A 26786-nucleotide genomic window follows, 5' to 3' on the forward strand; every position below is an offset into this window, starting at 1 on the left:
GATCCTGTGAGGTTCCACCCGATGGCCCTTCGCCCACTCGTTGCGCTTAGGCTTGCCGCTGGCCCGCGCCGCGCCCGGTGGCTGTGGGAGGTCAAGGAGGTGGAAGGCCGATGCCCGAGCAGGCTTCGGCATCCGAGGACGGCGCTACTGACAAGCGCCTGCATCTGGTGCCCGACGAGGTCGTCGAGGCCGGCCGGATGGAGGCGGTGCGCCGCTACGACATCCTCGACACCCCGCCCGACGGCGCGTTCGACCGGGTGGCTGCGCTGGCAGCCCGCCTGTTCGACGTCCCCGTGGCGACGGTGACGATCGTGGACGAGGACCGGATCTGGTTCAAGGCCGCGCACGGCCTGGACGGGGTTAGCGAGATCGGCCGGGACCCGGGCCTGTGCGGCTCTGCGGTCCTGCGGGACGATGCGCTGGTGATTGCCGACACTCTGCTCGACGACGTCGCCTGCGGCAACCCGCTGGTCACCGGGCCGCTCGGCGTGCGCTTCTATGCCGCCGCGCCGATCACCACGACGGACGGGCACAAGCTCGGCACCCTCAACGTCCTGGACACCAAGCCCCGCTCCATCACCTCCGAACAGACTGCCACCCTGACCGATCTGGCCGCGATCGTGATGGACGAGATGGAGCTGCGCCTGTCCGCGCTGCGCACCGTGCGCCAGGAGCAGCAGTCCGCCGAGGCTGAGCGGGCGGCCCGGGAACAGGCGGAGAGGGACAAGGCGGCGATCGCCTCCTTCGCCTCCACCTTGCAGCGCACTCTGCTGCCGCCGGCACTGCCGACAGTGCCCGGCCTGGAGCTGGCCTGTCACTACCACACCGCGTCCGTGCACGACGTGGGCGGCGACTTCTACGACGTCTTCCCCCTGCCCGCCGGAAAGTGGGGAATGTTCCTGGGGGACGTGTGCGGCAAGGGCGCCGAGGCGGCCACTATCACCTCCCTGGCCCGCTACACCCTGCGCGCCTCCGCCCAGCACACAGACGACCCCGTCGCGGTACTTGAGGCCCTGAACAGCGCCCTGCTGGCCGACGTGTGGGCGGGCAGCCGGTTCTGCACAGCTTTCTTCGCCACCCTCACCCCTGATGCGGCCGGGGGCTTCACCGTGGAGCTGGCCACCGGTGGCCACCCCCCGGCCTACCACCTCAGCCCCGCCCCGCCCGAAGCCGGGCCCGCCACGCACACGCGGGTGGAAGCGGTTCATCCCAAGGGCGGCATGCTCATCGGGGCCTTCCCCGGCGCCCGCTTCTCCTCCACCACCCTCCACCTCGCCCCTGGCCAGGCCCTGCTCCTCTACACCGACGGCCTGACCGAGGCACACACCAGCACCGGCACCATGCTCGGCGACGAGGGCCTGACGGCCTTCCTCACCGCTCGTCCCGCCTCGTGCGGGGCGGCGCAGTTGGTCCAGGACACCGTCGGTCTGCTGCACGCCCTGCCCGAGGGAGCGAGTGACGACGTCGCCCTGCTGGCTCTGTCGGTTCCCGCTCCCGACCAGGCCACCGCCGCGACGGGGGCCAGATCCACCGCCCACACCACCGCCGCGCCCGCCGGCGAGGAGCACTGACCGCCATGACCGACGACATCGAGCTGACCCTGACCGCCACCCCCGGTCCCGCAGCGGTCGCCACCGTCACCGGCGAGATCGACCAGCACACCGCACCCGGCTTGCGTACCCGCGCGCTGGAATTGATCGACCAGGGCCACCACCACTTGATCCTGGACCTGTCCGGTGTGGGCTTCTGTGACTCCGCCGGCCTCAGCGCACTGATCGGCATCTGGCACGGCGCCCAGGACGCCGGCGGCTCCCTGACGCTGGCAGCCGTCCCCGACCGGCTGATGCGCATGCTCACCCTCACCGGAGTGGACAGCCTCCTGCCCCACTACCCGAGCACCGCCGACGCGCTCAGCGCCCACCAGGACGCCCCCGACGCCGTCTGAACCGCTCCTTCGCCAGCCTCTCGCGTCGCTCCCCGGCAAAGCCCGGCCTGCGCGGTGGTACAACGAACGGCCAGGCGCCTCGGGGCGGTTCAGTCTTCGGCGTGCTCGCCGGCGTCCAGGTCGCGCAGCGGGCACAGGCCGCCATCGGCCGGGACCGAAGCGCGGACGCTGTAGCGGCCCAGCACGTTGAGGTTGGCGTGCTTGAGCGGGGAGAGCCGGGCAGCATCACCTCCGCCCTGCAATCGACCCGCCGCGCAGCCCGCGACTGGAACGCCTACCTCGCCTCCCGGCGACCAGCCCCGGTCAACGCGTAGGGAGCACGGGTAGCCTTGTCCGAGGAGCTGCCAGGCACGTTCGGCACGAGCTCCCCGCCGCGCATTGCCTTCGCCGACGGCAAGCGGGCCCCGTCCACGCCTCCCGTCCCGTCCAGGAACTCCGGAACCCCGTCCACCTGGCAGCGGCGGCAGGCGGTTGGCCACTCCCGCGCGAACATCACACACCGGGCCGCACCGACCCGCTGCGCCACCTCTGACGGCACCACTGGGCCACCGTCAGCGCCCAGGGTGGCCGCCCGCGCCGTCACAAGCTGAGGTAGAAGCGCACAGTCGTGCCGTCGTCGCCGGTGTGCAGCCGCACAAGGTCGGCTACGTAGTGGACCAGCATCAGGCCCCGGCCGCCCAACTGGTCGCGCTCCGGCGGGCGGCGGCCGGCCAGTGGGTCGGTCAGTCGACCCGCATCGCGGACCTCACACACCAGCTGCCCCTGCTCGGCCCAGACCGCGAGTGTCCCGCGGCCTCCGCCGTGGACCACGCTGTTGGTGGTCAGCTCCGCGACCGCCAGCTCCACATCCATCAGCCGCTCACCGGCCAGGCCCAGCCGCGTCGCCTGAGCGAGAGCGAACTGGCGGATCGCCGGAAGGTCCTCAGCACCGTAGGAGAAGGCTGCGGCGTCCGGTGCAGGCGCCAGCGCCTGGTTGTACCGGTCGACGACCGCCTGCCAGTCGTAGGTGTCGCTGACCGACTCACGTCCATCCCCGCTGATGAGGGCCGGGTGGGTAACCCGCGCATCGGCGATCACCTCCGGGTCCAGCCGCACCTCGTCGTAGGGGCACAGGATCGTCACCGCCCGGCCCTCGAACGCGGCGTTGATCAGCGCCTCGTGCTGCGCGCACGCCGGGTACTCCACCGCGCTGCGCCCGGCCCAGATCGGCTCGCCGATGATCCGCACGCGCCCGTTCGGGTGGGCGTCGGCGAATCCGCGCAGCACCTGGGGGATGATCCGCCCCGGGTTGCGGCCGACCTGGGTCATGTCCAGGAACAGGATGCCCTCGGCGTCCCCGCCCAGACCTGCCTTGATCAGCTCCAGGTTGGGGCCGGGGACCGCCACGGCCATCGGCTCGCCGTTGGTCAGTCCCTCGCGCAGGAACGCCGCCGTCTGCTGCGTGTACTCCTGCTCGGTGCGGTAGAACTCGGTGCGGTAGAACAGGGCAGGGTGCACGAACGCCTCGTGGGTGGTCACCGTGCTCATCACAGAGCCACCTCGATCCGGTCCAGGCCCGGCCAGAACATCTCCAAGACCCGCGGCAGCTGCGGCGGGGGATTCTCGACCACAACCCTCCCCTCGGGCAGGTTCATGGCGGTGACCGCCAGCGCGGTTACCCCGGCCACGTCGACGCCCGCATCACGATGCGGGCCCGGTCAGCGGGAATCCGACGCTGGGCTCTGGACGACCGGTATCGCAGGGCTACTCCCCTCCGCAGCCGCCGCGCTTACACGTTTCTCCTCGACGTCCCCAAGGCCGTACGAGTACCTACCCGGGACGTCGAAGGGGCGCCGGCGGGGCCGCCGATCAAATACTCAGGGTGATCGCGGCGCCTAGACCGCCGAGGCCGAGGGCGAAGGCTGCTTGTTTCCAGCCGCCCGCACCCCAGGCGAAGTAGCGGTCGACGGCCAGCCGGCCAGGGCCGATGGCAGCAACCGCGAGGGCGACGACGGCGATGCAGACGCTGTACTCCACGCCACCGTCGGTGTCCCACAGGCCATGGGCGCCGGTGACGGTGACCATGGCATTGACCATGACGCCGATCAGGGCGGCAGCCGCCAGCGGGGTCAGCAGGCCGACGGCCAGGCCGAGGCCGCCGAGGAACTCGGACAGCCCCCCGATCGTGGCGAAGAGCTTGCCCGGGTGATAGCCCAGGGCCGCGAACCCCTTGCCGGTCGCGGTCAGGCCGTGGCCCCCGAAGAGCCCGAAGAGTTTCTGAGCACCGTGGGCGGCCATCAACAGGCCGAAGGTCAGCCTGAGGAGCAGCAGGCCCCCGTCGGCGGCGCTCGTCATGGCAGTCGTGCTCTCGGTGGCGGTGTCGGCGGGATGCGCCACCGGTTCCGTGGATCGAACGGGATGGTTGAGGATGTGCTTGGTCAACATGGCAATACTCCGGTTGAACGCCAGAACGGGCGTTTCCCCCAGCTCGGACGGATCCCGAGCAACCGGTAATGGGTGAGCCCCGTGCGGCATCACAGCGCGTTTCCCCCTGCACGATGCTTCCGCTCGGGGCAGCGTCGTGCACCTTGGCGGCGGCCCGCGCGGGCGGGCGGCCAGCGTCGCCTCAGCGGTCCTGTGCCAGGCCGTCATCACAATCGGTGTCGCTCGAGCCCAGACGCACGCGGCACTCCCCCGGCTCGGGGGCCAAGACGGCCTGCACCTCACACGGGCCTGCCCTTAACGGACAGCAGCAGATCGGGTCACGAGGCGCGGCGGAAAGCGGCGGCGGGCCGATGACGCGGGGGCCGAACTTGTCCAGAACGCGGTCAATGGCCGCTTCGGCCAACAGCCGGTCCTCACGAGCGTCATCGAGGCTGATCCGCCGAGGAAGAACGCGCGAAGCTCGCGGGCCTCACCGGTGACGAGTACGACGCCCAGTGGCGACGCTGGCGCGAGGCCTCCGAGACGGTACAGGCGGCCATCACCGCGCACGCCGAAGCCACAGGGCCGGCATCGAGGCGGATGACGTCGACTGTGAGGACCCCCCGCTGATCACCTGGTGCGGCGGAGACCCCGATGTGTGGACGGCGCGGCTCGGCGGGGGGCGAGGCGGCCGTCGGCCGCGACGTGCGGAGTCGGCCCGCTATTCCGGCGGCTGTGCTGCCCCTTGCCGTCTGCGCCGTCGCCAGCACCGGCACCACCGCGATCCTGCGCGCCCTAATCACCACCGTCCCCGTCTTCACCTTCGCCCTCAGCCGGCGGGCGGCCTGGCTGTCGGTCTTCTCCGGAATCGTGTGCCGGATACCCAGGCTCCGCAGACAATTGCGGCAGAGGCCGTTGCTGGAAGCCTTATAACGCCGCGCGGCTGTCATGCTTCTTGCGCGGCCTGCCCGGCCCGATCCGCGGGATGCGAACCGGGCCTTGACCCGGAATCTTGGACACGGGCTATGCGGCTTGGGCACGGGTTGTTGATGTTGTGTCGAGTGCTGTCTCGTAGACGATGGGGCTGCGTTGTCCGAGGCGGGAGTGACGGCGTCGGGAGTTGCAGCGGTTGAGCCAGCCGAAAACGTCGAGGCGGGCCTCGCGTTCGCTGCACCAGGTCTTGCGGCCTTGGAGCGTCTCGCGTTTGGACGTCGCGTTGAAGGACTCGGCGAGTGCGTTGTCCGCGCTGGAGCCGATCACGCTCATAGACGCCGTGCACACCGGCGCGTGCTGGGCAGCCGCGCGGGCCGCCCGGACAGGCGAACCCAGTGAGGAGTCCTGGCAGCCCCCGCGCGCGTACCTCCTTGTGCCCTGGGCGCAGGCCGGGCCGAACGCGGCAAAGGCCTCGCCCCGCCCGCGCGGTCACGACTTCGTCGTGCAAATCCCCACCGAGGGCTAAGAAGGGCCTCGCAGATACCCTCCGCCAGCTGGAGGCGCCGGCCTGAGCCAGGCTCTGATGCACCCCCGGCACTGGCCGGTGCGCATGGTCAATCTTCTGGTCGGCCTTCCGCACCCGGCAGCCTGGTCGTAGTGGCCTATCGGCTGTGTCGCCAGAAGGCATCAGCACTGTCCTGCGGCCAGGCGGGTCCGACGGTCGGTCGGGGTGGTGGGCCAGCACCCTCTACCACAATCAGGACATAACTGTTTAATATTCTCCAAACCCTTGCCGGAACTGCGACGCTATTGCGTCGTGACCTCAGTTCGCCATGCTCGCAGACAGCCCCTGGATGGGGTGAGGGGTTGATCATGACCCGCGCGTCAAACGGAGACCCGCCAGCACCCGACTGGCGCCATCAAGCAGCATGCGTCGGAGAAGATCCCGACATCTTCTTCCCTCTCTCGGGCCTTTCGGTGTCCGGCGAGGAAGCCGCCCGGGCCCGAGCGATATGTCGCCGCTGTCCTGTGATCATCGACTGCCGCACGTGGGCGCTCGACCACGGCGAGGACGACGGCATCTGGGGCGCCACCACAGCCGCTCAGCGCCGCGCCATCCGGCGAGCGACGACAGAGCCAGTGCTTCGGGCCAGACGCCACAACGAGGAGACGATGGACGTTCGTGAATTATTGGTGCCGACGGACACCGCACTCGTGCGCCGCGTACCGTCGCAGAGGCGAGAGCGGCCGGTACCAGCCCCGCCTAGGGACTTTAGTTTGGATCACCGTGCTGACCAAAGGGAGGGGGCGACGGCGACCACCACGGGGTGGCTCCCGCCCGGCCAGTTACCGACTACTTCATCGGCAAGACCTTGCCAGGGCGGCACCACTCAGCACATCGCCACCGGTCTGGACACCATAGTCGGATGTTCTCGCGGGTCTCCTCACGCCATAACCGGCACTTCGGCCACCAGCAATGGCCGGATGACCGCGAGCTGGCGAACGAGTCCGCGGAGCACCACCTCCCGAAGCTGGGACTGGCTACGGCCCCGGCGGTGCAGACCGGTGGCCGTAGATGCCGCCATTCAACGAGGGCCACAGGTCACGCTGATCGCTTCCGGGAACGGTCAACGCGAAGACCCGCGCAACAGGCGCAGGCACGGCGGGAGCCGCAGTACTCCGCCTCGTGCGGAAAGAGGCTGGTACAACCGCATGAGGCAGCCGATCCCGGACGAGTCGCAGAACTCCAGTGCCGCGCAGTCCACGACGAGCACCGAGCGACTTACGTCGGCGAGGACCTGATCAGCGGCTTCCTGGAGCTGAACGGCACTCGAGCACTGGACATCTCGGTGGCACGGTCCCGACGTGCCTTCGACTCCGACCGACCGTGGCATGAGCTGAAGACATCGGCCGATGCCATGAAGATCCAAATGCTGGATGAGGGCGCGAAAGCGCTGGAGAGCGGTCAAGCATGGGCTTCGACCATCGGCGGTGTCCAAGTGGAGCTCATCCCCCGGCTAGCGACATCATCCAGCACCTCAGGCTCAACGATGAAGTGAAGGATGCGCGTGTCCCCCACGTGCCCGGTCAGGTGGCGCGCAGCGGGGAGCAAGGGGGAGCACCGGCAAACACCCAGGAAATCCCCAGCCCCCAGCTTTGCCAGGTCAGCGCCCATCCACATACGCGATCTTCGCTACGCCGTGATCTGGCTTCGCGATCGCCTAATCATGCGGAGGCCAGCCATGGCGGTCGGCCAGGCGGCGGGCGGCCCCCGGCCAAGGCGCATGGTTGAGGGCCGCCCGAGGCACTGCTGTCCTGTCGAAGCAGTGAGCTGAACCGGATTTTGTAGCGGCCCTGAAGCCAGGCATGATCGCCTCGGCAGATGGGAGAACACAGATCCGATGCCGCTCCTACCAGCGGAAACCCGGCGATCACGCCCGGAAAGACAACAGCTTCTGACTCCCCCAACCACTGGAGACCGGGCCCGGCCAGCTCAGCACCAGGGGCCTCCCCCAGCCCCAGACCGCGACCCACAGTGCCTGACATGGCCGATCGCCGACGGGAGCAGCCGAATCCGGTTCGTGAGCGTGAGCCGAGCCGTTGCGTGACGGTGTCCGTGGCATTTTCGGCCACACACCGGCGGCGGCAGGATGCGCCGCGTAATCTCGCAGGCATAGAGGCACCCGCGCCCGGCGCAGCGCAAAACGCCGCAACGCAGGATGTCCAGTACGAAGCGCGCCGCCGGCTGGACGCCTACACCTACCTCAGCGCCCCCGAGCGGCTGGAGCACCTGGCGATCATGCGGGTCTTCTGCGGGACCCTGCTGGCGGACCTGGCCGTCCCGGACGTCCTGGCAAAGCTGCGCCAGGCCGGGGGCCCTGCCGCCGGGCTCGACGCCGACGCCCTCACCGTCCGGCTCGAAGAGCTGGTGAAGTGGGGCAACCTGCTGCGCAGCAGCCACACGGTGAAGGCGTCCAGCATCAGCGAGTACCAGCGGTCCCGTGCCCGCTACCAGCTGTCGAAGTTGGGCGAGCGCATCCAGCGGGACGCCGATGGCGTCCTGGCCGAGGCGGACGCCGCCCGGGAGGTGAGCAACGAGCTGCTCGCCCTGGTCGAGCGCGGGCTCAGGGAGCTGGCCGAGTTCGTGACCGCGCCCGGCGGCATCGAACCGCAGGACGGGCTGGAACGGGTCAGCACGCTGTTCGTGCAGTTCACGGCACGGCTGGCCGAGGAAGCCCGCGCTCTCGCCGTAACCGCACGCGCCGAGGCAGACGCCACCGCCACCGCCCATGACCTGCCCAGCGACCCCGCCGAGCTGGAACGCGTACGCACCGCGCTGGCTGCCCTTCTCACCGGCATCGGGCATCTTCGCCGAGCGATCGGCAGCACGGGCGAGCGGCTCGGCACCCATCACGCCGATGCCGAGCGGTACGAACGCGCCCGTACAGAACGCCTGGCTGCGGAGGAGACTACCGGCTTCGCCTCACCGGGCTGCGTACCGCGCAACAGGACCTGCGCACCCGCGAGGAAGCCATCGGGGCGACCGAAGAAGAGATCCTCACCCGCGAGCAGGAAACCAGACAGCGCATCGCGCACGCCGTCCAGGCCGTCCCGGCAACACAACGTATCCGGAACGATCTGCACGACCGGCGCGTGCGCGCGGAAGAGGAGGAGAAGCGCCTGCGCGAGGACCTGACCGCCCAGGAGACGGCAGTTATCGCAGCCGGCGGCGCCCTTCGCAACGCACTCGGCCGACTGGAGGTGGTGCGCGGCGCCGGGCTGGACCGGTCCTCACTGCCCGAGGACGTGGTGGACGATCCCGGCTCGGACGTCCGCAGCCGTCTGCGCGCGCTACAGGCACTGGCCGATGCGGTACAGCAGGCCCTCGGCCGCCCGAAAGGCGAGGTGTCGGACAGCACCCTGCTCAACCGGCACACCGACCTGCGCGACCAGCTGGCCGGCGGTTACGACGCGCAACTGGAGGAACGCGCCGGGATCAAGGTATGCCGCCTGATCGACGACCACGGTTCCCACGACGTCGCGGCCGTGGGCGAGCGGATCGCCGTCCAGGCGGCAGAGGCCCGGGAACGGCTCACCGAGCGCGAACGTGAGGTGTTCCAGCGGTTCCTGACCGGCGAGCTCGGCGACCACCTCTCCGCCCAGGTCATCACCGCGGCGCACCTGGTCGCGGCTCTCAATGACACCCTGCGGACCAAATGATCACGACCTCACACAGGCCCTAGCACAACGGCTCAGCGCACTGGCGCGTCGTGTCATCCTGATCATGACGATGTACCGGCACGCGATGCTCGGTCAGGGCTCCTGCATGCTGGCGACCACGGGGACCGGATACGGCACCGCCTTGGCCTGCCGCCGGCTCGGCGACAAGCTCGTGACGAGCGTGGACATCGACCCCGATCTCGTGGAGGCCGCGACCGGCGGCTGCGCTGACCCCAGCAGCGTCGTGGCCGGCGCCCTGGTCGGCCGACCACGAGCCCGCCTGGCGGGACGCCCACGGCCGGATCCGTCGTTCTGGGGCGGCGGGGCTCACAGGATCTGGATGACGTGTTTGCCGCGGCTGCCTCCTTGTTCCAGTGCGCGGTGTGCGGCAGCGATGTCGGCCAGGGGATACACGGTGTCCACCACGGGGCGAACGGCTCCGCTCTCGGTCAGACGCGTCAGCTCGGCGAACAGCCTGCGGGTGGGATTGCCGCTGAAGAACCGTACGCGACGGGAACCGAACACCGTCGAGGCGAGCAGGTAGGAGACCGAGGCGGCGGGGTTCCTGGCGTCGAAGGCAATCGCCACCATGCGCCCTTCGGGGGCCAGAAGGCGGCGATAGGTGCGCAGTTGGGTGCCGACGGTGTCGAGGACCACGTCGAAGGGGCCGAGGTCGGCCGCGCTGGTGGTGGCGTAGTCGAAGGCGTCGTCGGCGCCCAGGCTGCGGACGAAGTCGAGGTTCCTGCCACCGGCGAGAGCGGTGACGTGGGCACCGTAGACCTTGCCGAGTTGGACGGCGACGCTGCCGACGCCTCCGCTTGCCCCACGGACGAGCAACCGGTCGCCTGCGGTGACACGGGCCTTGTCCCGCAGGGCGGTGATCGCCGTCGTGCCGACGGCGGGCAGCGCCGCCGCCTGGACCAGATCGAGGCCGCTCGGCGCCAGGGCCAACCGATGCGGGGGCACAGCCACGAACTCCGCGGCGCTGCCGAACATCCGACTGCGCGGCAGAAGCCCCCATACCCGGTCTCCCACCGCAAGACCGGAATCGGGCGACCCCGGGTCGGCGATTTCGCCAGCGAAGTCCATGCCGGTCCGCTTGGGAAATCCCCGTCCCACGATCTCGGTCACCAGCCGGACCTTTCCTGCCCGCCCCGCCAGCTCACCTCCATTGACACTGGCGGCGTGGACCCGCACGACGACCTCACCCGGGTCGGCGACCGGCTTCGGCACGCTGCCTTCGTACAGCACTTCCGGCGGGCCATAGCTGTCGTACAGCGCCGCACGCATCTCACTCACTGTTCCCACTGCCCCATCCGTCATCCGAGGCCGGACGCCGGATCGACGCCGAGCCGCCACGGACCGTCACGCTAACGCCATAAACGGATGGGACCGTCCACTTGAGTTAATGTGAGAAACATGCCTGCCGCTTCCTCTCGGATGACGCCCCCTCAGGCCACGGTGTCCGAGGCTCCCGACCTGCGCGCGGACGCACGACTCAACCGCGGCCGCATTCTCGAAGCAGCCCGCACCTTGTTCGCCACACGCGGTCTCAACGTACCCATGGCCGCGGTCGCCCGCCACGCGGGTGTCGGAGTCGCCACGCTCTACCGGCGCTTTCCCACACGAGAGTCACTGATCACGACGGTGTTCGCCGACCAGTTCGCGGTATGCGCGGGAACCATCGATGACGCACTCGCCGGACCCGACCCGTGGGAAGGCTTCTGCTCGGTGATAGAGAAGGTGTGCGCGATGAATGTGATCGACCGCGGATTCACCGCTGCTTTCCTGACGGAGTTTCCGGACGCGACGGAGTTCGAGGCGGCGCGCATCCGTGCCGAGGAAGGATTCGCCGTGCTCACGCAGCGCGCCAAGGACGCGGGGCGCCTGCGCAGTGACTTCGACCGGATGGATCTCTCGCTCGCCTTCATGGCCAACAGCGGCATCACCGCCGCGTCCACCGATGCCGCATTGGCGGCATCCCGCCGACTGGTTGCCTTTCTGCTTCACTCCTTCCGAGCCGATCTCGCCGACCCGACCCGTCCCTTGCCGCCTCCGGCCCCGCTCAGCCTCTACCACCTGCCGTGGCCCACGGACGACCTGACCGCCGCACCGGCTCCACGACGCGACTCGCGGACCTGATCTCTCCAACCGCACAGCCACCGAGCCGTGAGCGGGGCGGCTAAGGTGGATGCCGCCGGCGTCGTACCCGTTCACCAGGGAGACTTGCGCGATGGCCTGCCCTTGCTCAGAGAGCATGCACCGCCAGCGGATGCACGCCCCGGGCAGACACCCGCGCGTTCCGGGACCCTGCCGGCTACACCACTTCATGGGACACGATCAACACGCAGGGCGTCACTACGCCGTCCAGTTGCACTACGCCCTGCCCGACGACGCTTGGGCTGTGGAGCTGAGTGAGGCCGTGCCTGCGCCAGTTGCACGCGCCGAGGCCCCGGATGCCGAGACGCACCTGCCAGGAGCCGCCTTCATGGTGGCTTGTCCCCGATGACTGACCTTGCCGGGGAGGCCGTTGGCATCGTCACCTTCGGTCTTCCGCTGGCAGACGGCGTAGGACTTCGCATCATCCGGGCCCCATACGTCAGCGTCGGCGCTCGCGTGGTACCGGTTGCAGCCTCCGGTGACGTCGATTGCCGAGCGCACGACCCAACACGCCGGCCAGTCCGGTGTGCGGCTGCGGATGTACACCGATCTGCTGCAGGTCCTCGAGGAGGACCCCTCGGCGGAGCCGGCGCAGTCGGCCACGTAGACGCGGCCGTCATCTGGGTGGAGACGCTGCCCGCCGTGCTGCCTTCACCCTGTGCGTGATCACGTTCGCCGCCGGCCCGCTCATCGCGCCCGCCGCCCAAGCCGCCGCGCACCGCGCAGCTCATCCCGAGCCTCGCCGTTCAACGTGGACCGCTCCACCATCACCCGCGCCATCGGCGAGGTACGGCCGCTGCTCGCCGAGCGAGGATGCACTGTGAGCCCCGGCGTGCGGCTGCGGACTCTGACCGAGGTCGTCGACCATCTCGGTACCAGCAGGAAGACCGGGATCATCGACGGCACTGAGATCCGGGTCCGGCGGCCGGCCGCCGGACGCAAGGACCGAGACAAGTTCATCTCTGGCAAGAGCAAGCAGAACGCCGTCAAGACCATGGTGCTCACCGACGCGGACGGCCGGATGCTGTTCTGCAGTCCGACCAGGCCCGGAAACTGCGCGGACATCACCCACGCCCGCCAGTTAGGGCTGGTCAAGCTCCTGGCCGACGGTCCCGCCTTGGAGATCCTCGCCGATGCCGGCTACCAGGGCCTGGGTGCCCAGACCGGCGGTCGTGCGGTCACCCCTCCGCACCGCAAGTTCAAGAAGAACGCCCCGGACTGGTACGAGGAAATGCACGAGCGACAGCGTAAGGCGCGCACTCCTCACGACGCATCCGGGTCGAGCACGGCATTGCGCACATGAAGAACTGGCGTGCCTGGCTCGCCATCTCGGCCGCCGCGAGCACATGAGCGACATCGTCCAAGCCGTCGCCGGCCTGCTGTCCCATCAGCAGACCGCGGACCTGACGTCGGCACGGCAGATGTGAACACCGAGCCCCACGCCACCCTCGACACCTCACCGCCTACCGTGCACGAGCTCGTTAGGGAACGTCTCGCCGATCATGTGTCGAGCCAGATGAGTCCGCTGGCCAGGGTGATCGCGGTTGTGGATCTGGCGACAACCGGTTCTCCGTCCGCCTGATCGGCGACGACAACGAGACCGACGGCCGCGAGCAACGCCGTCCTGGCCCTGGCAACGATGCCTTCGTCAGCGTCAGCTTCAACGGCCCCGCACGGGCACCGACGCCGTGACCAAGCACGGTGGCACATCCTCCGGTTTGGTGCCGTCCCCGGCGCGCCCATACGACGGTCCGGGCCCCCGCCCGGGCCGTCCGCGTCGCGGTCACCGACGACTGTCGGATCAGAACCGGTCCCGCACGTAAGCCAGCGCAGCGCCGACGTTCACCAGACCGTACCCGGTGGCCTCGTCCCGTCCCGGCCTGGCCTGAGCGTTGAACCGGGGACTGTTGTGGCCGCTGGTGATGTCCGTGGCGGTCATGCACAGTGCCTCCGTCACCTGCTCTGGGGTGAGCTCGGGCCGGAAGCCCAGCAGCACTGCGGCTGCCCCGGCGATCTGGGGTGCAGCTGCGGACGTGCCGGAGAACAGAGCCCACCCGTCGTCCCGCAGGGTGCCGTCCGGCGGATCGGGGAACTCGCCGTCGCTGGCCTGGCTTTCGCTGATGTCGATCTCGCAGCCAGGCGGAATGGGCAGCATCAGGTACTGCGCTCGGGGCATCATGCCGACCAGGCCGCTGACGGTGGGTACGATGACGTCCGGGAACCAGGGACTGGCGTAGCCGCTCGCATAGTCGGAGGCACGCAGTTCCAGCTCGGGCCCGGCGAACACCCCTCCGGCTGCGATCACGCCCGGGACTTGGGGTTCGGTTGAGAAGTGACCGTTGCCGGCCGAGAAGACCACGACGATGCCCTGCTCCACCGCGTCCAGAATCTCGGCCGCCCACGGCCGGAACGCGGCGGGCAGCGGGCCGTGCGGCGGATACGGCAGGTCACCTCCCCAGGAGTTGGTGATGATCTGGGGCCGGTCCTGCTTCGCTCGCAGAAACCCGGGCATCGCACTGGTCAGCAGCCCATTGGTGCTGCTGGCGCGGTACGGAAACAGAACGGCGCCCGGGGCGACGGCGAAGATGTTCGCGGACTCGCCCGTACCATGACCGACCGGGTCCTCCGCGGGATTCGTCCCCGGCACGACGGCGACGGTCGGCTCCACCTGATAGTCGTGCAGCATGAAGTAGGTGTGCGCGTACTGGCCGGTGTCGACCATGGCGACGCGCACCCCCCCACCCACCTGGCCCTGCCGATGGGCGAGGCTGGCCCCCAGGAGCATGGCGACGTCTCCGGGAAGCCGGAGGTGGTACTTGGCCACGTTGGGTGGTTGCGCGGTGGGTGACAACCGCATGGGTGTACGCGGCTGGTCGAGCACCACCGCCTCGATCGGACTGCCACTGCCTGTCGCACCGACGCCCGGCTCTTCGGGCTGCCCCTCCCCGACGATGTCCAGATGGGTGACATAGCGGGCGCGCCCGCCCTGCACCCTTTGCAGGGCCTCGAACGGCTCGATCCGGCCGCCCGTCAGTTCCTCGTACGCCTCCTTCGGGCCGGACACGGCGAAGCCGAGCCGGCTCTCGGCGATCACGCTCAGTCCGGCCCGCTCCGCCTGCTCCTTGGCGCGGTCAAGTGCCGAAGGGGCGGCATGGAAGGCCTTGGGGGACTGACGGTCGATGTCCTCCGCCTCGGTCACGGGCACACCGCCCTGCGACTGCGCCGACACGTACCCGTAGATGGTCTCGGGGACTGGTTGCGAAACATGCTTGATGTGCGGAAGGATGCCCATTTTCTATCCCGGGGTTCATCACGCTTCTCCGGCCCGGTCGTCACGTCCTCAGGGCGTGCGGCTGCGCGGGACGGGCGGAGAGGAAATGAAGAAGTCAAGGCGCGCGGCCCTTAGAGACGGCGATGCACGCGACCCTTGGGTTTGCGCAGACGCACCTGCACTTCCCATGGTGCGGCACGCTTCCGCGGCTTACCACTCGGAACAGCCAACTGCACGCAGCCGCAGGGGCGACGCGCTGCGGCTGGGGCAGCCCAACGATGTCGCCGAGGTCCCCGCTGCCCAGGTCCGCTGAGTGGTCGAGGACCTCATCGACAGGGGCCATCCGGGGGGCCGGGCGACCGCGACATCCTGATCGTCTTCGGCACCCGGCACCGGCTCCGCCTCGCCCGGCCGCTGGCGGCGGATCTCTGTCCTGACGGCTGGCGGCGTCCCTTGGCCTGTGTGCGGCCGATGACTTTGGCTGCAGCGGGTCATGCCCTCGGCCGGCCGGGACGAACACCTACCGGTCGTGGCGCCGTAGGGCCGCGAGAGCCTGAGCGAAGGCCGAATCCCCAGCACCCTCCCCGACCTCCTGGAGCCTGGCCGCCGTCGGCCATGACGAGGCGTCAACTCCGCACGCCCTCATATTCTCCAGTTGCGCATCAGGTATGGCGGATTAGCATGAAATGTAATTGTATCCGTGTCATTGGAGTTGAGGGCAATGGCGGAAATACGGCTCGGCAAGCCCGTCGAAGACAGACTCCTCGAGAAGCAGCCTCCTCCCGTCGTCATGGAATGCCAGCCCGACTCCTTCGTCCGGCTGGAGACCCCGGAGGAACTGCGCGTCTGGGAATCCCTCGTCAAGCAGACGACGGGCCTGGATATGTCGGCCAGCGACCTGAGAGCCACCGGTACCGAGGGCTGTTCGTGCGGATGCTCCGACAAGAGTGACGTCTGCCCCGAGGCGCAATGATCCTCACCATCTCGCTGCGGGACGACATTCACGCCCTCGCGGTCCGGAACGAGGCGCGCAGACGCGGACACCGGGACTTCCACATCATCGAGTGCGACGAACTGAGCGGGCGGCAGAGTCTGTCGTGGGACTCGCACGGAAGCTCCCCTACCGTACTGCGCGCCTCCGACGGGCAGCGAGTGAGGCTGGAGGACGCCTCGCTGGTCTGGTGGCGACGCGTGCGGGCCGCCCAGAGGGACGCAGAGTCCAGAGACAGCACCTCGGAGCGGAACCTCATCAACAACGACTGCCGCGGGGCCCTCACCGGTATTCTCTGCGCGGCGTTCCAGGGGGAATGGGTCTCCCATCCCGAGGCGACGGACCGCGCGTCGGACAAGCTGTACCAACTGGCCGTCGCACGGCGGAACGGCTTCCGGGTGCCCAGAACCCTCGTCACGCAGTCGCGCGAGGAGGTCATGTCGTTCCTGGGGGAAGTCGGACGGGTGATCGTCAAGCCGGTGGTCGGCACGTCCGGGCCGTTGCTCTTCACGCAGTACCTCGATCAGCCAGATTCAATCCCGGCCCCCTCGTACGAAGCCTGCCCCGCCATGTACCAGGAGTACATCGAAGGGGACGAACACATCAGGCTGAACTGCTTCGGCGAGCGCATGTACGCGGCGCTCCTGAAGACCGAGACGCTCGACTGGCGTGCGGACCTCACCATCCCGATCTCGTCGTGGCCGGTGCCCGACGAACTGGCCGAGGGGGTCACCGCGGTGCTCCGCGCGCTCGGTCTGCGCATGGGTGCCATCGACATCAAGCTGACCCCGGACGGGGAACCGGTCTGGCTCGAGGTGAACCCCCAGGGCCAGTTCCTGTTCCTGGAGCCGCTGCTGCGCCTGCCGCTCGCGCAGTACTTCGTGGACTTCCTGCTCTCCACGGCGAGGGCGCCGCTCACTGTGCCGTGAGCCGGGTGAGGCGCTCCCGGTGGAAGAGCAGCGGCTCGCCCGGTTCCCCGGTGCGGAAAGCACTCAGCCGCTGAACCGACCGTTGTCGTCACCCAGTTCCTGACGAGAACCGGATCAGCGCCCTGCGCGCGGGGGCCGGGCTGCTGGCACCGTCCCGCTTCCCGTACGACGTCCCCGTCCTCGCGGCGCCGCTGGCCGACCTACTCCAGCATGGCCCCTCCGCACCCGTGTGGCGTCCCGTCCACGACCCCGACCAGCGAGCCCCTTGGATCGGGCGTGCGTACCGGCAGACGTAACGCGCTGACCAGCCATGGTCGGGGCTGGGCACGGCGCGGCCGGACCTGTGGTCGGCCTCATGGTCGGGGGTGAGCGCAGCTCGGCCAGGGCCATGCTCCGGGCCGTGGACGGGTGCAGGCCGCTACCAGCGGCGCGGAGCGGCAGTCCGGCCCTCTGCCAGGACGACACTTGTAGAAACGATCCTCGGCTCGAGCACAAGAGCGGGATCCTGGTGGTGCCGCAGCTGGCTCGGCAATCGGTTACGGCACCACCCACAGCCGGGGCGCCAAGTCGGAGAAACTCACCCCAGCACACATGGTGTGATTGCCGGATCGGCATACCAGCACACGGAGCCGAGCCGGTGATCACACATGCAGCCGGTCCAGCACCCCTCGGCTGGTCCAAGCCCCGACCTTCAGCTTCATGACGTCGGCACGCGGAAAACGGCCGACAGGAACCAGCGTGCGCGCCCTGGCACAGGGGCCGGTATTCATGACAGAGAGAGCATGAAGTGTCCGGTCGGCCGGCGGGTGAAGGAAGCGGACCTGAAGATCCACTAGGCGGCCTCCGTGCCAGGGCAGCTGCGTCTGCACAGCACAGCCACACTACGGCGGCCGCGGCCGGCCGGCATCACAGCCGCGTGGCATCTGGAGGTGTTGACTCCGGAGGGCGGACAGGTGCATCTGCGGCCAGTGAACTGAGCCTCCGTCGGCTACGGACAACTGACGTCTACGGACACCGAGGTTGAGGATCGCCGTCTCGGGCGATGCACACGAGTCCGAGGTGGTGTCGTTTCGATCTCCCAGGGCTGATTTCTGCGCCGCAGGCCGCTGCCCCGTACAAGGCACCAAGTCCTTTGTTGTCCGGTGCTCTTGTGCCATGCCCGGGCGGTGCCCAACCTGGTTTTTGCGCCGTGGCACCCCAGAGGCTCACGGCCCGGTTTGAGAGGGGAACGCTGTTGTCGAAGGCTCGGGTACGGCTCAGTGGCGGCTCTGACTGGCAGACGGATTTTCGGCGCCGGACCACAGGCCGTCCGGTGCGCACGGCCATGGAAATAGCCACAGTCCGCCGCACGCTGAACCACACCCTGACCGAGCTTCAGCGGGCCATCGACAATCACAGGGTGGCGGAGGCGGCCGACCTGTATGCCCTGACCTGGCAGCAGGCAGCGCAGGCGCCGCCAAGCGAAACCAGGGAGCAGCGCGCACGGCTGGCGTCGTACAAGGAGGTCCTGGGCTCCCGTCGCTGGCAGGAGGAGGAGCGGGGCCAGGCAGCAAGCCCATCGCCGAAGTCCTCACCGCGTCCGCAGCGGCGCGTGGTGCCCCGGCCCCGGCCGGTAGTGGAGCCCGCGCCTGCGCCTTCCGCTGAAGTGTGGTCGCCGGATGCCAGCCCCGAGGTTCCGGCGGCGACTTTGCCTGCACGCCGCCCGGGCACACAGGCAGCGCCTGCGGTCGTTGGTTCACGGCCGTCATCGCGTACGGCGGAGCCTGCGCTGCTGGAGGCCGGGCAGTTGTGGGAGATTGCGACCGAACTGCGGCCGCTGCTCGAGCAGACCGCCCGCGCCGGCGCCACCACCAGCTGGCCCGCGATCCGCAAGCGCCTGCCGGAGCTGCCCCGTCTCCACCGTGACGATGAAAGCGTGATCCTCTGGCTGGTCGATGAGGATCGTCAGGGAGGCGAACCGCTGCTGTCGGCGCTGGTCACGGTCGGCGACCGACAGATGCACCCCCGCTTCCCGGCGATCGCCGAACAGCTCGGCCTCCCTACGGGACACTCGGCTTCCCAGCACCGCACCACGTGGAGCTACGAGGTCTTGAAAACGCACCAGCACTGGCGCCACCGGCGCTGACGACCCGCTCGGACCGCTTCCCAGTCCCTGACGGGATCCTGCGGAGACTCAGTGCGCAGGCACGGGTCTGGGGTCGGCTGTTGGTGGATGCGGCGGACGGCGGCCAGGAGCACGGTAACCCAGGCAGGATCAGTGCCAGTGATGGAAGCGATGCGGTCGATACTCAGGCGGAGGTCGTCGTGGAGGAGCGCGGTGTCCTCGGCGGGGGCGCGGCCGGCGCGACGGGCGACAGCTGAGTCCAACTTCCTGCTCGCCGTTCTCCGAGCCGCGCCCTTCCCGCCGTACGCTCCTTCGACGCGCAGCCCACCGCCGATTCCGCCATGACGACGGCAGTGATCAGCAAGTCCCGACTATCCCCCACGACTTCCACGAATAGGCGACACCCGTGACACAGCGCCCCGCCACCACTCCCTACCGCACTGGCATTCTGAGCAACGACGCCCCCCGCGAACGTGACCGCTTAGAGTCCATCCAAGGCAGCGTCGACACCTTCACCACCGGCATCCTCGATCACCTTGGCATCCAGCCATCCTGGAATTGCCTGGAACTTGGTGCAGGCGCCGGCTCCATCGCCTACTGGCTCGCCGCACGCTGCCCGGACGGCCGAGTCGTCGCGGTCGATCTGGACACCCGCCACCTCGACGCCGACCGTGCCGCGAACCTGGAAATCCAGGAAGCCGATATCACACAAGAGGACTACACGCCCGGCACCTTCGATCTCATCCACGCCCGCTACCTGTTCTGCCACCTTCGCAACCGCGACGACATGGTCACACGGGCCGCCAGTTGGCTTTCTCCCGGCGGCTGGCTCATCGTCGAAGAGCCCTACGACCTGCCGGCCGCCCACTCCCCCTTTCCCCTTATCCAGCGCATTCTCTCCGCCTACCAACACACCTACCGAGAACACGGCGCCGACATGTCCTGGGCCCGCAGCCTGCCCTCCCTCCTCGCCCGCAACGCACTCAACGAGGTGAGCTACTCCGGAAACCTAGGCTGCATGGGTGGGCTCGAAAAAGACCGCTGGGCTCCACTCATCGACCGAGCTGCCCCCGCTCTCCTGGCCAGTGGCCTCATCACCGACACTGACCTCAGCGAATTCGCCAGTCTATTGAAGGATCCACGGGTCATTGACATTCCTCAAATGACCATCTCGGCATGGGGCCGCCGCCCGGCGGACGCCCGATCCCGCAGGTGATCGTGCGGTAGCAACGGGCAGACGGGGGCGCGCATGCACGGCAGTCTGGATGCCCGGCAGGAGCCCTCGAGGCAGGCCTTTCGTCCGCCCCGCCCGGCGGACCGGCGGCGCGCCCTCCGGACGAGAGGCGCGCACTCGGCCGCAGGACGGGCATGTGGCAGGTCCGCACGAGCGACGCGTGCCGCGGCGGCCGATCACGGGTGCAGGCAGCAGTTGCCGCTGCGCGGTCCACGGAAAGGTGTGGCCACGCGTAAACAGAACGCGTGTGAGCCGGCTGCGGGGACTCGGACACGGGCCGGTCAGTTCAGCGTCCCGGGGGATACTCGATGGTGTATTCCTCCACGGTGCCCAGCTGGTGCGCGGCGTACTCTTCGCGTGCCTTGCGGTCTTCCTCGCTGAGTGGAGGGTGCAGGGCGGGGGTTGCTGGGGCGTGCCAGAGCTGGATGAGGTGGTGTTCGCCGTGGTCGCCGATGCCGGGTTCGGGGTCGTCGGCGTGGCAGTACAGGCGCATGCGCACCCACTCGCCAGCGATGGCGCGGGGTGGCATCTCCAGTGCGGGTTCGTCTTCGGGCCAGGCGTCCCAGAAGTCGCCCTGTCCGATGGTGGCCAGGCAGAGGGTGGGGAGGTCGGTGCGCAGGCTCATCTCCTCCGCCGCCTCCCACCGGTCATCCGCTTCGGGAGCGGGCCGGCTGTCGTGCACTTGGACGGTCATCTGGAGCGAGCCGGTGTCGGTGGTGGGGAGCACGACGGCGGTGGCTTCGCCGGCCGGGCCGCAGCGCCAGCCGAACGGCATTTCGGGCGGGAATTTGTAGTCGTCGTCGAAGCCGATGAGGTAGCCGTGTTCGCCGAGGTCGACGGTGAATGTCACTTCACGCAGCAGCATGGGGCCCTCTTTCAGCGGAAGAGGGCCCCGCCCCCCTGGTTGTGCGGGAGTGCGGGGCACCCTGCCTGGCGGCGAGTGTGCGCCGGTCTCGTGGGCTGGCCCAGTTCGCCAAGGTGGGCGGTCAGGGCTGAGCGGCGGTCGTAGGGGTGGCCGGTGACTGCCTGCCCAGCAAGCTGCTGGGCCGATACGATCATTGCCAGTGTCCAGCATGGTGATCGGGCTCTGGGAGCAGTGGTGGCTGAGTTGATCCGGCAGCAGGAGCTGGATGTGGAGGTCGACTTCTATGGCTTTGCTCTGCAGGACGTCGATGACACGCAGGTGCCGCTCGAGTACCCCGAGGGCCGTGAAACCGGGGTGCGTTCCTGACCGTGTTTGAGGGGCGCTTGGACGTTGAGAGTGCCGGGCACACCCACACCGCCACCCTGGCTGCCGAGGTGTGGGACGTCGAGCCGCCGGCCGCTGATGACCGCGGGGAGTGGGAGGAGCGGGGGGAGGCCGTGCTGCACTGCCCGTCGGGTGAGCTGGCGGTATGGGGGGTCACGGCCGGTCCGCGGGAGACCTACCTGCGCTTGTCCGACAAGGACGGCATGTGGCGGGTGCGGGTGTACTGCGAAGGCCGCCGTGAGGTGCGGCGTCTGGCGCAGGAAGGGGTGCCGGAGGGCGTCGAGCACTACCTCGTGCAGTTCTGGCCCGCGTCCGGCTGAGAGACGGCCAGGACCCCGGGGCGGGGTCCTGGCCTGAAGCGCATGCTCATTCACCGGTCGGCGCCGGGTGCCGACCGAGGGTTCAGTGGCGGTGCCCGCCGCGGTAGCCGGCGCAGCCTGTCCGCCGCCGCGGCTCTCCGGTACAGCACCGCAAGGGCACGCGGTGAGCCCGTGCGCAAGGGGCGAGCGGCCGGCACCGCGTGAACGCGTCCCGCTTCAGATGACTCCGAGGAGGCCGTACCCGCCCAGGAGGGTGCTGTCCCTCTGCGGGAAGCCGACGGACGGCGCGGTGATCATACGGCTGCCCTCGGTGGTGGGGCCGTTGGTGCCGCCGGGGAGGACCCAGACGGCGCCGGTGGAGCTGTTCTTCTCCGCGGCGCTGATGAAGAGTTCCGGTTTGCCGTCCTTGTTGATGTCGCCGACGGCGACGGTGGTGCCGAACGCGTCCTCGCCCTCGCCGACTCCGGGGAGGTGGGCGGTGTCCTCAGTGAAGGCGTAGGCGCCGCCGCCCAGGGCCCCGGCGCGGCGGCCGGGGATGACCGTCACCTGACCGGCGTTCCTGCGGCCCGTGTCCTCCATCGGTGAGCCGACCACGATGTCCGCCAGCCCGTCACGGTTGAGGTCGGCCACCGTGAGGGCACCGCCGAATCTGTCCTCCTTCTCGCTCGCACCAGGAACACCAGGGGTGTTCTGGGTCAGCTGCACCGGTTTCGCGTCCCGCGCGATGCCGTGCGCCGAGCCGTACCACAGGAGCACCCGGCCGCCGAGCGCGCCGTCCACTCCGGCCCTGTCCGGCTCGTCGGGGTCTCCGACCACGAGATCGGCGTATCCGTCGCCGTTGACGTCCCCGGTGGCCGCGATCAGGCCGTTGCCCGTCTGCTGTGCGCCGCCGATGACGGGGTCGATGTACACCTCGCCGCCGCTCAGCCCGCTCAGCCGGACGGTGAGGGAAACATCGTCTGGAGAGCCGGTCCTGGCGAAGTCACCCAGCGCGACGCTTCCAACCGAAGCGGTGTCCCGGTTCTCCACGGCCTCGCCGTAGGTGCCGCGGCGGCTGAACGGCCCCGTGAAGCGCATCGTCCCCTCATACCCGGCGACGAGCACCTTGGTCTTCGCGCCCGGGCCGGTGCTGAGCGCTGCCACGTCAAGGCCGTAGTACGCGCCGGGAGTCGTCGCCGGCAGGTCGGTGCCGGACGTCAGTCCGTTCCTGCTGCCCCACAAGATGGTCACCGTGCCGGCGTCCTTGCCCCGCGCGGTGTCCTCGTACGGGGCGGAGACCACCAGATCCGCATAGCCGTCCCGGTTCAGGTCCGCTGTCGCGGTGGCGGCGCCGAAGCCGTCGTCCGCCTCGGCCGTGCCCGGCACCCCCGCGGTGTTCTGCGTGATCGTCGCCCGCCGGGACGTCGACAGCCCCGCATTCGATCCGTAGAGCACGACCACCGCACCGGCTCCATGTTTGCCGGCCACGTTCGCCCCCGGCGCAGGGAGCACGGCGTCACGGTAACCATCACCGTTGAAGTCGCCCGGCACCGCCCCGTGGACAGCCGCCGCAGGCGTAGCCGACAGCAGCGGAGCACCCACCACGACCGCGACCAGAAGCGCTCCCGCTTTCCAACCACCGTGCAAGGTACGTCTGTTCACCATCAGACTGGATTCCCTCCCCCTCGACGCACCTGGCGTGCGCCGCAGTCAGGGCATCGTAAAGGCCGCCCCGCGAAGCACGCGGAGCCGCCCCCGAAGGACCTCGCATACGATGATCAGAGAGCGGTGAGCCAGCCCCCCGAGCCGCCCGAAGTGTGACGCAACGGAGGGCCGCATCACACTCGCCCTTTCGGCTGCACCGGAACCACGGCGGCGAACAACACCTCATAGTCGGCTCCGGGCCATGGCCTGGAGCATCTGGCCGATCGGCCACCGACCTCCGCATCGAGGACAGCACCAGGCCCCACCCGATTAGCCGAGCTGTACAGGCGACGGACGCGGTCCCCCAGCTCGCCGCGGTCCGGGGTCTCGTGCCGTCAGAGGGTGAGGCGGTGCCAGATGAAGATGCAACTCTCCAGGCTCGCGAGTGACGGCCGGCACAGCACGGACCGGATCCGCTCGGGTCCCACCAGGACGACAGGCATCCGGCGTTCACGCTCCTGGAACAAGCTCCACAGCGCATACACGTACTGCAGAGCCTCGGTCCGCAGCAGATGGGCACCGCTTACAACCACCACCGGGCAGGAGCGCCGTGCGAGTTCGCCCTTGACAGCCCGCTGCGCGTCCACAGCGTCCGAAGCACCAGCGCAGCGTGCATGGGTGGAGGCGCAGAAGGACCTTGCCGAGACATTCGACGGCTGGTCCGGGTGGCACGCGGTGCAAGAGCGGCTCACGGGGCAGCTGAAGGAAGCCCGAACGGCGGCCGAACGGCGGCCTCGGACCCCGGAGCTGGCACCCCGGTCAGCCTCGCCTCGCTCCAGGCCGACCTCGCCAACGCACGCGCCCGCAACTCCCGGCTCGTCACTCAGACCCGGCGTCTGGAGCGACGGCTGTCCGAGCTGCTGGGTGAGCAGGCGTGGCGGGAGTCGGGCCTCGGTGCCCCCGCCGGCCAGGAAGAGCTGCAGCGTCGGGTCTCCCGCATGGAGCAGGCGAACACCGAGCTGTTGGCGCGGCTGGAAGAGAGGGACGCGGAGCTGGAGGCTGCCCGGGCGGCCAACCGAGAGCTGACCCGGGCCCTGAACCAGAAGGGAACCGCGGACCGCTAGGGTCTGGCCGGCCCGGTCGTCCAGCTTCCGGTCGAGGTAAGCCCTTGGCCGCGCAAGGCGCGCTCCGGCGGGGCGCCTCCCGCCTCGACCGCCCGTCCTGAGGAGACCGACGCGGCCGCCACCGATCTTGTGCAGCTCGAGCGGCAGTAAATACTTGGCTAGCCACATGTTGCTGTTACCCTAATTATGTGGCCAGCCACCTAAATGGGTGGGGCACGAGAGGAGTCGTCATGAAAGCCATCCTGTTCGACCGTTTCGGAGGCACGGAAGTGCTGCGCGAGGCGGACATCGAGGTTCCGCGGCCCGGCCCCGGGCAGGTCCGCGTCCGCGTCAGGGCCGCCGGGCTGAACGCGCTGGACGGCAAGATCCGCTCCGGGGCGCTGGAGGCCGTGTTCCCCACGTCGCTCCCCTCCGTCCCCGGTCACGAGCTCGCCGGCGTGGTGGACGCCCTGGGTGAGGGCGTGCGGGAAGTGCAGGTGGGTGACGAGGTGCTGGGCTGGTCGGACACCGGCTCGTACGCCGAGTACGCGCTGGCCACCACCGTGGCCCCCAAGCCCACCGGCCTCGACTGGCAGCACGCGGTCTCGCTGCCGGTGGCGGGCGAGACGGCCGAGCGGGTCCTGAACCTGCTCGGCGTCACCGCCGGTGAGACGGTGCTGATGCACGGCGCGGCCGGAGCGGTCGGAACCCTGGCGGTCCAGCTCGCCACGGCCCGCGGAGCGCGTGTCATCGGCACCGCCGGCCCCGCCAACCAGGACTACCTCGCCTCGCTCGGCGCCACCGCGACCGTGTACGGCGAGGGCCTGGTCGAGCGGGTCCGTGCCCTCGCCCCCGACGGCGTGGACGCGGTGTTCGACCTGGCCGGGAAGGGAGCCCTCGAGGACTCCATCGCCCTGCGCGGCGGCACCGAGCGCATCGTCACCATCGCCGACTTCCGCGCACACCAGCTCGGCATCACCTTCTCCAACGGTCCCCAGGAACGCTCGGCCGCCCGCCTGGCCGCCCTGGCGCAGGATGCCGCTACCGGCAAGGTCGTCACGACCGTCACCGCATACCCGCTCGACCAGGCCGCCACGGCCCAGCAGGTCAGCGACGCCGGTCATGTCCGGGGCAAGCTCGTCCTCACCGTCGACTGATCACGCCCGCCTCTCCCTCCGCCACGCCCCGCTTTCCCGATCATCACCTCTTCATCACCGCATCGAAGGACCATTCATGCTGAACGCCCTGTGGACACCGACCACCGTCGGTGCCCTCTCCCTGCCGCACCGCCTGGTCATGGCCCCCATGACCCGTGACCGCTCCACCCCTGAAGGCGTCCCCACCGAGCTGAACGCCGAGTACTACGCCCAGCGGGCCTCGCACGCGCTCATCATCACCGAGGGCACCCAGCCGAACGCCGACGGCCAGGGCTATCTCCTCACTCCCGGCATCCACAATGACGAGCAGATCGCCGGGTGGCGCAAGGTCACCGACGCCGTGCACGCGGCGGACGGCCGGATCGTCATCCAGCTGATGCACACCGGACGCATCGCCCACCCCGACAACACCCCCCACGGGCGCCAGCCGGTCGCCCCTTCGGCGATCCGGCCGCAGGGCGCGATGTTCACCGCGTCCGGGCCCCAGGAGATGCCGACACCCCGTGCTCTGTCGACGCAGGAGGTCGCGGCGACCGTGGAGGACTTCCGCCGCGCCGCAGCGGCCGCCGTCGCGGCAGGCGCCGACGGCGTGGAGATCCACGGCGCCAACGGCTACCTGGTGCACCAGTTCCTGTCCGACAACACCAACCAGCGCACCGACCACTACGGCGGCTCGCTCGAGGGCCGAATCCGCTTCGCCGTCGAGGTAGCCGCCGCGGTGGCCGAGGAGATCGGCGCCGACCGCACCGGTATCCGTATCTCTCCTGGCAACCCCTACAACGACATGGCCGAGTCCGACACCGCCGAGCTGTATCCGGCGCTCCTGCGCGCCCTCAGCCCGCTCGGTCTGGCCTATCTCCACGTGATGCACGCGGGCGACGAGGAGCTGCTGGGCACCCTGCGTGAGCTGTGGCCGACCACGCTGATCCTCAACCGGGCCGGCACCGATATGCCCACCCGCGCCAAGGACATCGACGACGGCACGGCCGACCTCGTCTCCGTCGGCGCCCTCGCGCTGGCCAACCCGGACCTGGTCGAGCGGCTACGCTCTGACGCGCCGCTGAACACCCCCGACCCGGCGACCTTCTACGGCGGCGGAGTGGCCGGCTACACGGATTACCCCACCTACACCGTCTGAGGAAC

Annotated in this window: 27 protein-coding genes and 1 pseudogene; 17 read left to right on the forward strand and 11 right to left on the reverse strand. The window is 69.5% G+C overall.

Annotation, left to right across the window (positions count from 1 at the left end; translation table 11 throughout):
- The first annotated feature begins 110 nt into the window (after window positions 1-110).
- Both ACFY01_RS22615 and ACFY01_RS22620 read left to right on the forward strand, forming a co-directional pair.
- On the forward strand, window positions 111-1571 hold the full coding sequence (locus ACFY01_RS22615) for a PP2C family protein-serine/threonine phosphatase (protein WP_390737527.1): 1461 nt from the start codon (window positions 111-113) through the stop codon (window positions 1569-1571).
- A gap of 5 nt (window positions 1572-1576) precedes the next feature.
- Window positions 1577-1945, forward strand: coding sequence for an STAS domain-containing protein (locus tag ACFY01_RS22620; RefSeq protein ID WP_390737528.1), 369 nt, complete (start codon window positions 1577-1579; stop codon window positions 1943-1945).
- An 89-nt stretch (window positions 1946-2034) separates the two neighbouring features.
- On the opposite strand, the gene ACFY01_RS22625 is transcribed toward ACFY01_RS22620, so the two are convergent.
- The 5 genes from ACFY01_RS22625 to ACFY01_RS22645 form a co-directional block, all read right to left on the reverse strand.
- Window positions 2035-2187, reverse strand: coding sequence for a hypothetical protein (locus ACFY01_RS22625; RefSeq protein ID WP_390737946.1), 153 nt, complete (start codon window positions 2185-2187; stop codon window positions 2035-2037).
- A gap of 337 nt (window positions 2188-2524) precedes the next feature.
- Complete coding sequence (locus tag ACFY01_RS22630) at window positions 2525-3472, reverse strand: anti-sigma factor RsbA family regulatory protein (RefSeq protein ID WP_390737529.1); 948 nt, start codon at window positions 3470-3472, stop codon at window positions 2525-2527.
- Window positions 3472-3612, reverse strand: a complete 141-nt coding sequence (locus ACFY01_RS22635) for a hypothetical protein (RefSeq protein ID WP_390737530.1) — start codon at window positions 3610-3612, stop codon at window positions 3472-3474. Before ACFY01_RS22635 ends, ACFY01_RS22630 begins: the two co-directional genes overlap by 1 nt.
- A gap of 181 nt (window positions 3613-3793) precedes the next feature.
- Complete coding sequence (locus ACFY01_RS22640) at window positions 3794-4279, reverse strand: DoxX family membrane protein (protein WP_390737925.1); 486 nt, start codon at window positions 4277-4279, stop codon at window positions 3794-3796.
- A gap of 1092 nt (window positions 4280-5371) precedes the next feature.
- On the reverse strand, window positions 5372-5629 hold the full coding sequence (locus ACFY01_RS22645; RefSeq protein ID WP_390737531.1) for an integrase core domain-containing protein: 258 nt from the start codon (window positions 5627-5629) through the stop codon (window positions 5372-5374).
- A gap of 525 nt (window positions 5630-6154) precedes the next feature.
- Here ACFY01_RS22645 and ACFY01_RS22650 point away from each other — a divergent pair.
- Window positions 6155-6388, forward strand: a pseudogene (locus tag ACFY01_RS22650) (WhiB family transcriptional regulator); the annotation flags it as partial.
- Window positions 6389-6909: 521 nt separating this feature from the next.
- Here the strand turns inward: ACFY01_RS22650 and ACFY01_RS22655 are convergent.
- Window positions 6910-7176, reverse strand: coding sequence for an STAS domain-containing protein (locus tag ACFY01_RS22655; protein ID WP_390737926.1), 267 nt, complete (start codon window positions 7174-7176; stop codon window positions 6910-6912).
- A 722-nt stretch (window positions 7177-7898) separates the two neighbouring features.
- Between ACFY01_RS22655 and ACFY01_RS22660 the strand changes: the two genes are divergently transcribed.
- Window positions 7899-8978, forward strand: a complete 1080-nt coding sequence (locus tag ACFY01_RS22660) for a DUF2397 family protein (RefSeq protein ID WP_390737532.1) — start codon at window positions 7899-7901, stop codon at window positions 8976-8978.
- Complete coding sequence (locus ACFY01_RS22665; RefSeq protein ID WP_390737533.1) at window positions 8936-9502, forward strand: hypothetical protein; 567 nt, start codon at window positions 8936-8938, stop codon at window positions 9500-9502. The genes ACFY01_RS22660 and ACFY01_RS22665 overlap by 43 nt, the downstream gene beginning before the upstream one ends.
- Before the next feature lie 327 nt (window positions 9503-9829).
- On the opposite strand, the gene ACFY01_RS22670 is transcribed toward ACFY01_RS22665, so the two are convergent.
- Window positions 9830-10801 carry an NAD(P)-dependent alcohol dehydrogenase gene (locus tag ACFY01_RS22670; RefSeq protein WP_390737534.1) on the reverse strand — a complete coding sequence of 324 codons (972 nt, stop codon included), beginning with the start codon at window positions 10799-10801 and terminating at the stop codon, window positions 9830-9832.
- 120 nt (window positions 10802-10921) lie between these two features.
- Between ACFY01_RS22670 and ACFY01_RS22675 the strand changes: the two genes are divergently transcribed.
- The 3 genes from ACFY01_RS22675 (at window position 10922) to ACFY01_RS22685 (ending at window position 12965) form a co-directional block, all read left to right on the forward strand.
- The gene (locus tag ACFY01_RS22675; protein ID WP_390737535.1) at window positions 10922-11644 is read left to right on the forward strand and encodes a TetR/AcrR family transcriptional regulator; all 723 of its coding nucleotides are present in this window, start codon (window positions 10922-10924) and stop codon (window positions 11642-11644) included.
- Window positions 11645-12140: 496 nt separating this feature from the next.
- The gene (locus tag ACFY01_RS22680) at window positions 12141-12269 is read left to right on the forward strand and encodes a DUF6207 family protein (RefSeq protein ID WP_390737536.1); all 129 of its coding nucleotides are present in this window, start codon (window positions 12141-12143) and stop codon (window positions 12267-12269) included.
- A gap of 213 nt (window positions 12270-12482) precedes the next feature.
- A complete protein-coding gene (locus tag ACFY01_RS22685; RefSeq protein WP_390737537.1) occupies window positions 12483-12965 on the forward strand; it encodes a transposase family protein in 483 nt (160 codons plus the stop codon).
- 498 nt (window positions 12966-13463) lie between these two features.
- Here the strand turns inward: ACFY01_RS22685 and ACFY01_RS22690 are convergent, their stop codons facing one another.
- Entirely contained in the window at window positions 13464-14954 is a 1491-nt protein-coding gene (locus ACFY01_RS22690) for a S8 family serine peptidase (RefSeq protein ID WP_390737538.1), read from the reverse strand.
- 700 nt (window positions 14955-15654) lie between these two features.
- Between ACFY01_RS22690 and ACFY01_RS22695 the strand changes: the two genes are divergently transcribed.
- From ACFY01_RS22695 to ACFY01_RS22710, 4 genes are all read left to right on the forward strand, one after another.
- Entirely contained in the window at window positions 15655-15906 is a 252-nt protein-coding gene (locus ACFY01_RS22695; protein ID WP_390737539.1) for a hypothetical protein, read from the forward strand.
- The gene (locus ACFY01_RS22700) at window positions 15903-16853 is read left to right on the forward strand and encodes a RimK family alpha-L-glutamate ligase (RefSeq protein ID WP_390737540.1); all 951 of its coding nucleotides are present in this window, start codon (window positions 15903-15905) and stop codon (window positions 16851-16853) included. Before ACFY01_RS22695 ends, ACFY01_RS22700 begins: the two co-directional genes overlap by 4 nt.
- Window positions 16854-18165: 1312 nt before the next feature.
- Window positions 18166-18978, forward strand: a complete 813-nt coding sequence (locus tag ACFY01_RS22705; RefSeq protein WP_390737541.1) for a hypothetical protein — start codon at window positions 18166-18168, stop codon at window positions 18976-18978.
- A gap of 385 nt (window positions 18979-19363) precedes the next feature.
- Window positions 19364-20173, forward strand: a complete 810-nt coding sequence (locus ACFY01_RS22710) for a class I SAM-dependent methyltransferase (protein WP_390737542.1) — start codon at window positions 19364-19366, stop codon at window positions 20171-20173.
- A 304-nt stretch (window positions 20174-20477) separates the two neighbouring features.
- On the opposite strand, the gene ACFY01_RS22715 is transcribed toward ACFY01_RS22710, so the two are convergent.
- The gene (locus tag ACFY01_RS22715; protein ID WP_390737543.1) at window positions 20478-21056 is read right to left on the reverse strand and encodes a hypothetical protein; all 579 of its coding nucleotides are present in this window, start codon (window positions 21054-21056) and stop codon (window positions 20478-20480) included.
- Between the two features lie 234 nt (window positions 21057-21290).
- On the opposite strand from ACFY01_RS22715, the gene ACFY01_RS22720 reads away from it, so the two are divergent.
- Together ACFY01_RS22720 and ACFY01_RS22725 are read left to right on the forward strand one after the other, a co-directional pair.
- Complete coding sequence (locus ACFY01_RS22720; protein ID WP_390737544.1) at window positions 21291-21422, forward strand: hypothetical protein; 132 nt, start codon at window positions 21291-21293, stop codon at window positions 21420-21422.
- 17 nt (window positions 21423-21439) lie between these two features.
- Window positions 21440-21760 (forward strand): hypothetical protein, encoded by a 321-nt coding sequence (locus ACFY01_RS22725; protein WP_390737545.1) that lies wholly within the window; start codon window positions 21440-21442, stop codon window positions 21758-21760.
- Window positions 21761-21976: 216 nt separating this feature from the next.
- Here ACFY01_RS22725 and ACFY01_RS22730 read toward each other — a convergent pair whose 3' ends face one another.
- Window positions 21977-23251: an FG-GAP repeat protein gene (locus ACFY01_RS22730; protein WP_390737546.1), complete on the reverse strand. Its 1275-nt coding sequence runs from the start codon at window positions 23249-23251 to the stop codon at window positions 21977-21979.
- A 527-nt stretch (window positions 23252-23778) separates the two neighbouring features.
- Window positions 23779-24030, reverse strand: a complete 252-nt coding sequence (locus ACFY01_RS22735; RefSeq protein ID WP_390737547.1) for a hypothetical protein — start codon at window positions 24028-24030, stop codon at window positions 23779-23781.
- Window positions 24031-24108: 78 nt separating this feature from the next.
- On the opposite strand from ACFY01_RS22735, the gene ACFY01_RS22740 reads away from it, so the two are divergent.
- The 3 genes from ACFY01_RS22740 to ACFY01_RS22750 all read left to right on the forward strand — a co-directional run bounded on the left by ACFY01_RS22740 (window position 24109) and on the right by ACFY01_RS22750 (window position 26781).
- Window positions 24109-24507 (forward strand): hypothetical protein, encoded by a 399-nt coding sequence (locus ACFY01_RS22740; RefSeq protein ID WP_390737548.1) that lies wholly within the window; start codon window positions 24109-24111, stop codon window positions 24505-24507.
- A gap of 230 nt (window positions 24508-24737) precedes the next feature.
- The gene (locus ACFY01_RS22745; RefSeq protein WP_390737549.1) at window positions 24738-25643 is read left to right on the forward strand and encodes an NADP-dependent oxidoreductase; all 906 of its coding nucleotides are present in this window, start codon (window positions 24738-24740) and stop codon (window positions 25641-25643) included.
- Between the two features lie 76 nt (window positions 25644-25719).
- Entirely contained in the window at window positions 25720-26781 is a 1062-nt protein-coding gene (locus ACFY01_RS22750) for an alkene reductase (protein ID WP_390737550.1), read from the forward strand.
- Window positions 26782-26786 lie beyond the last annotated feature (5 nt).

Source organism: Streptomyces sp. NPDC001480 (assembly GCF_042894725.1).
GTDB lineage: Bacteria > Actinomycetota > Actinomycetes > Streptomycetales > Streptomycetaceae > Streptomyces.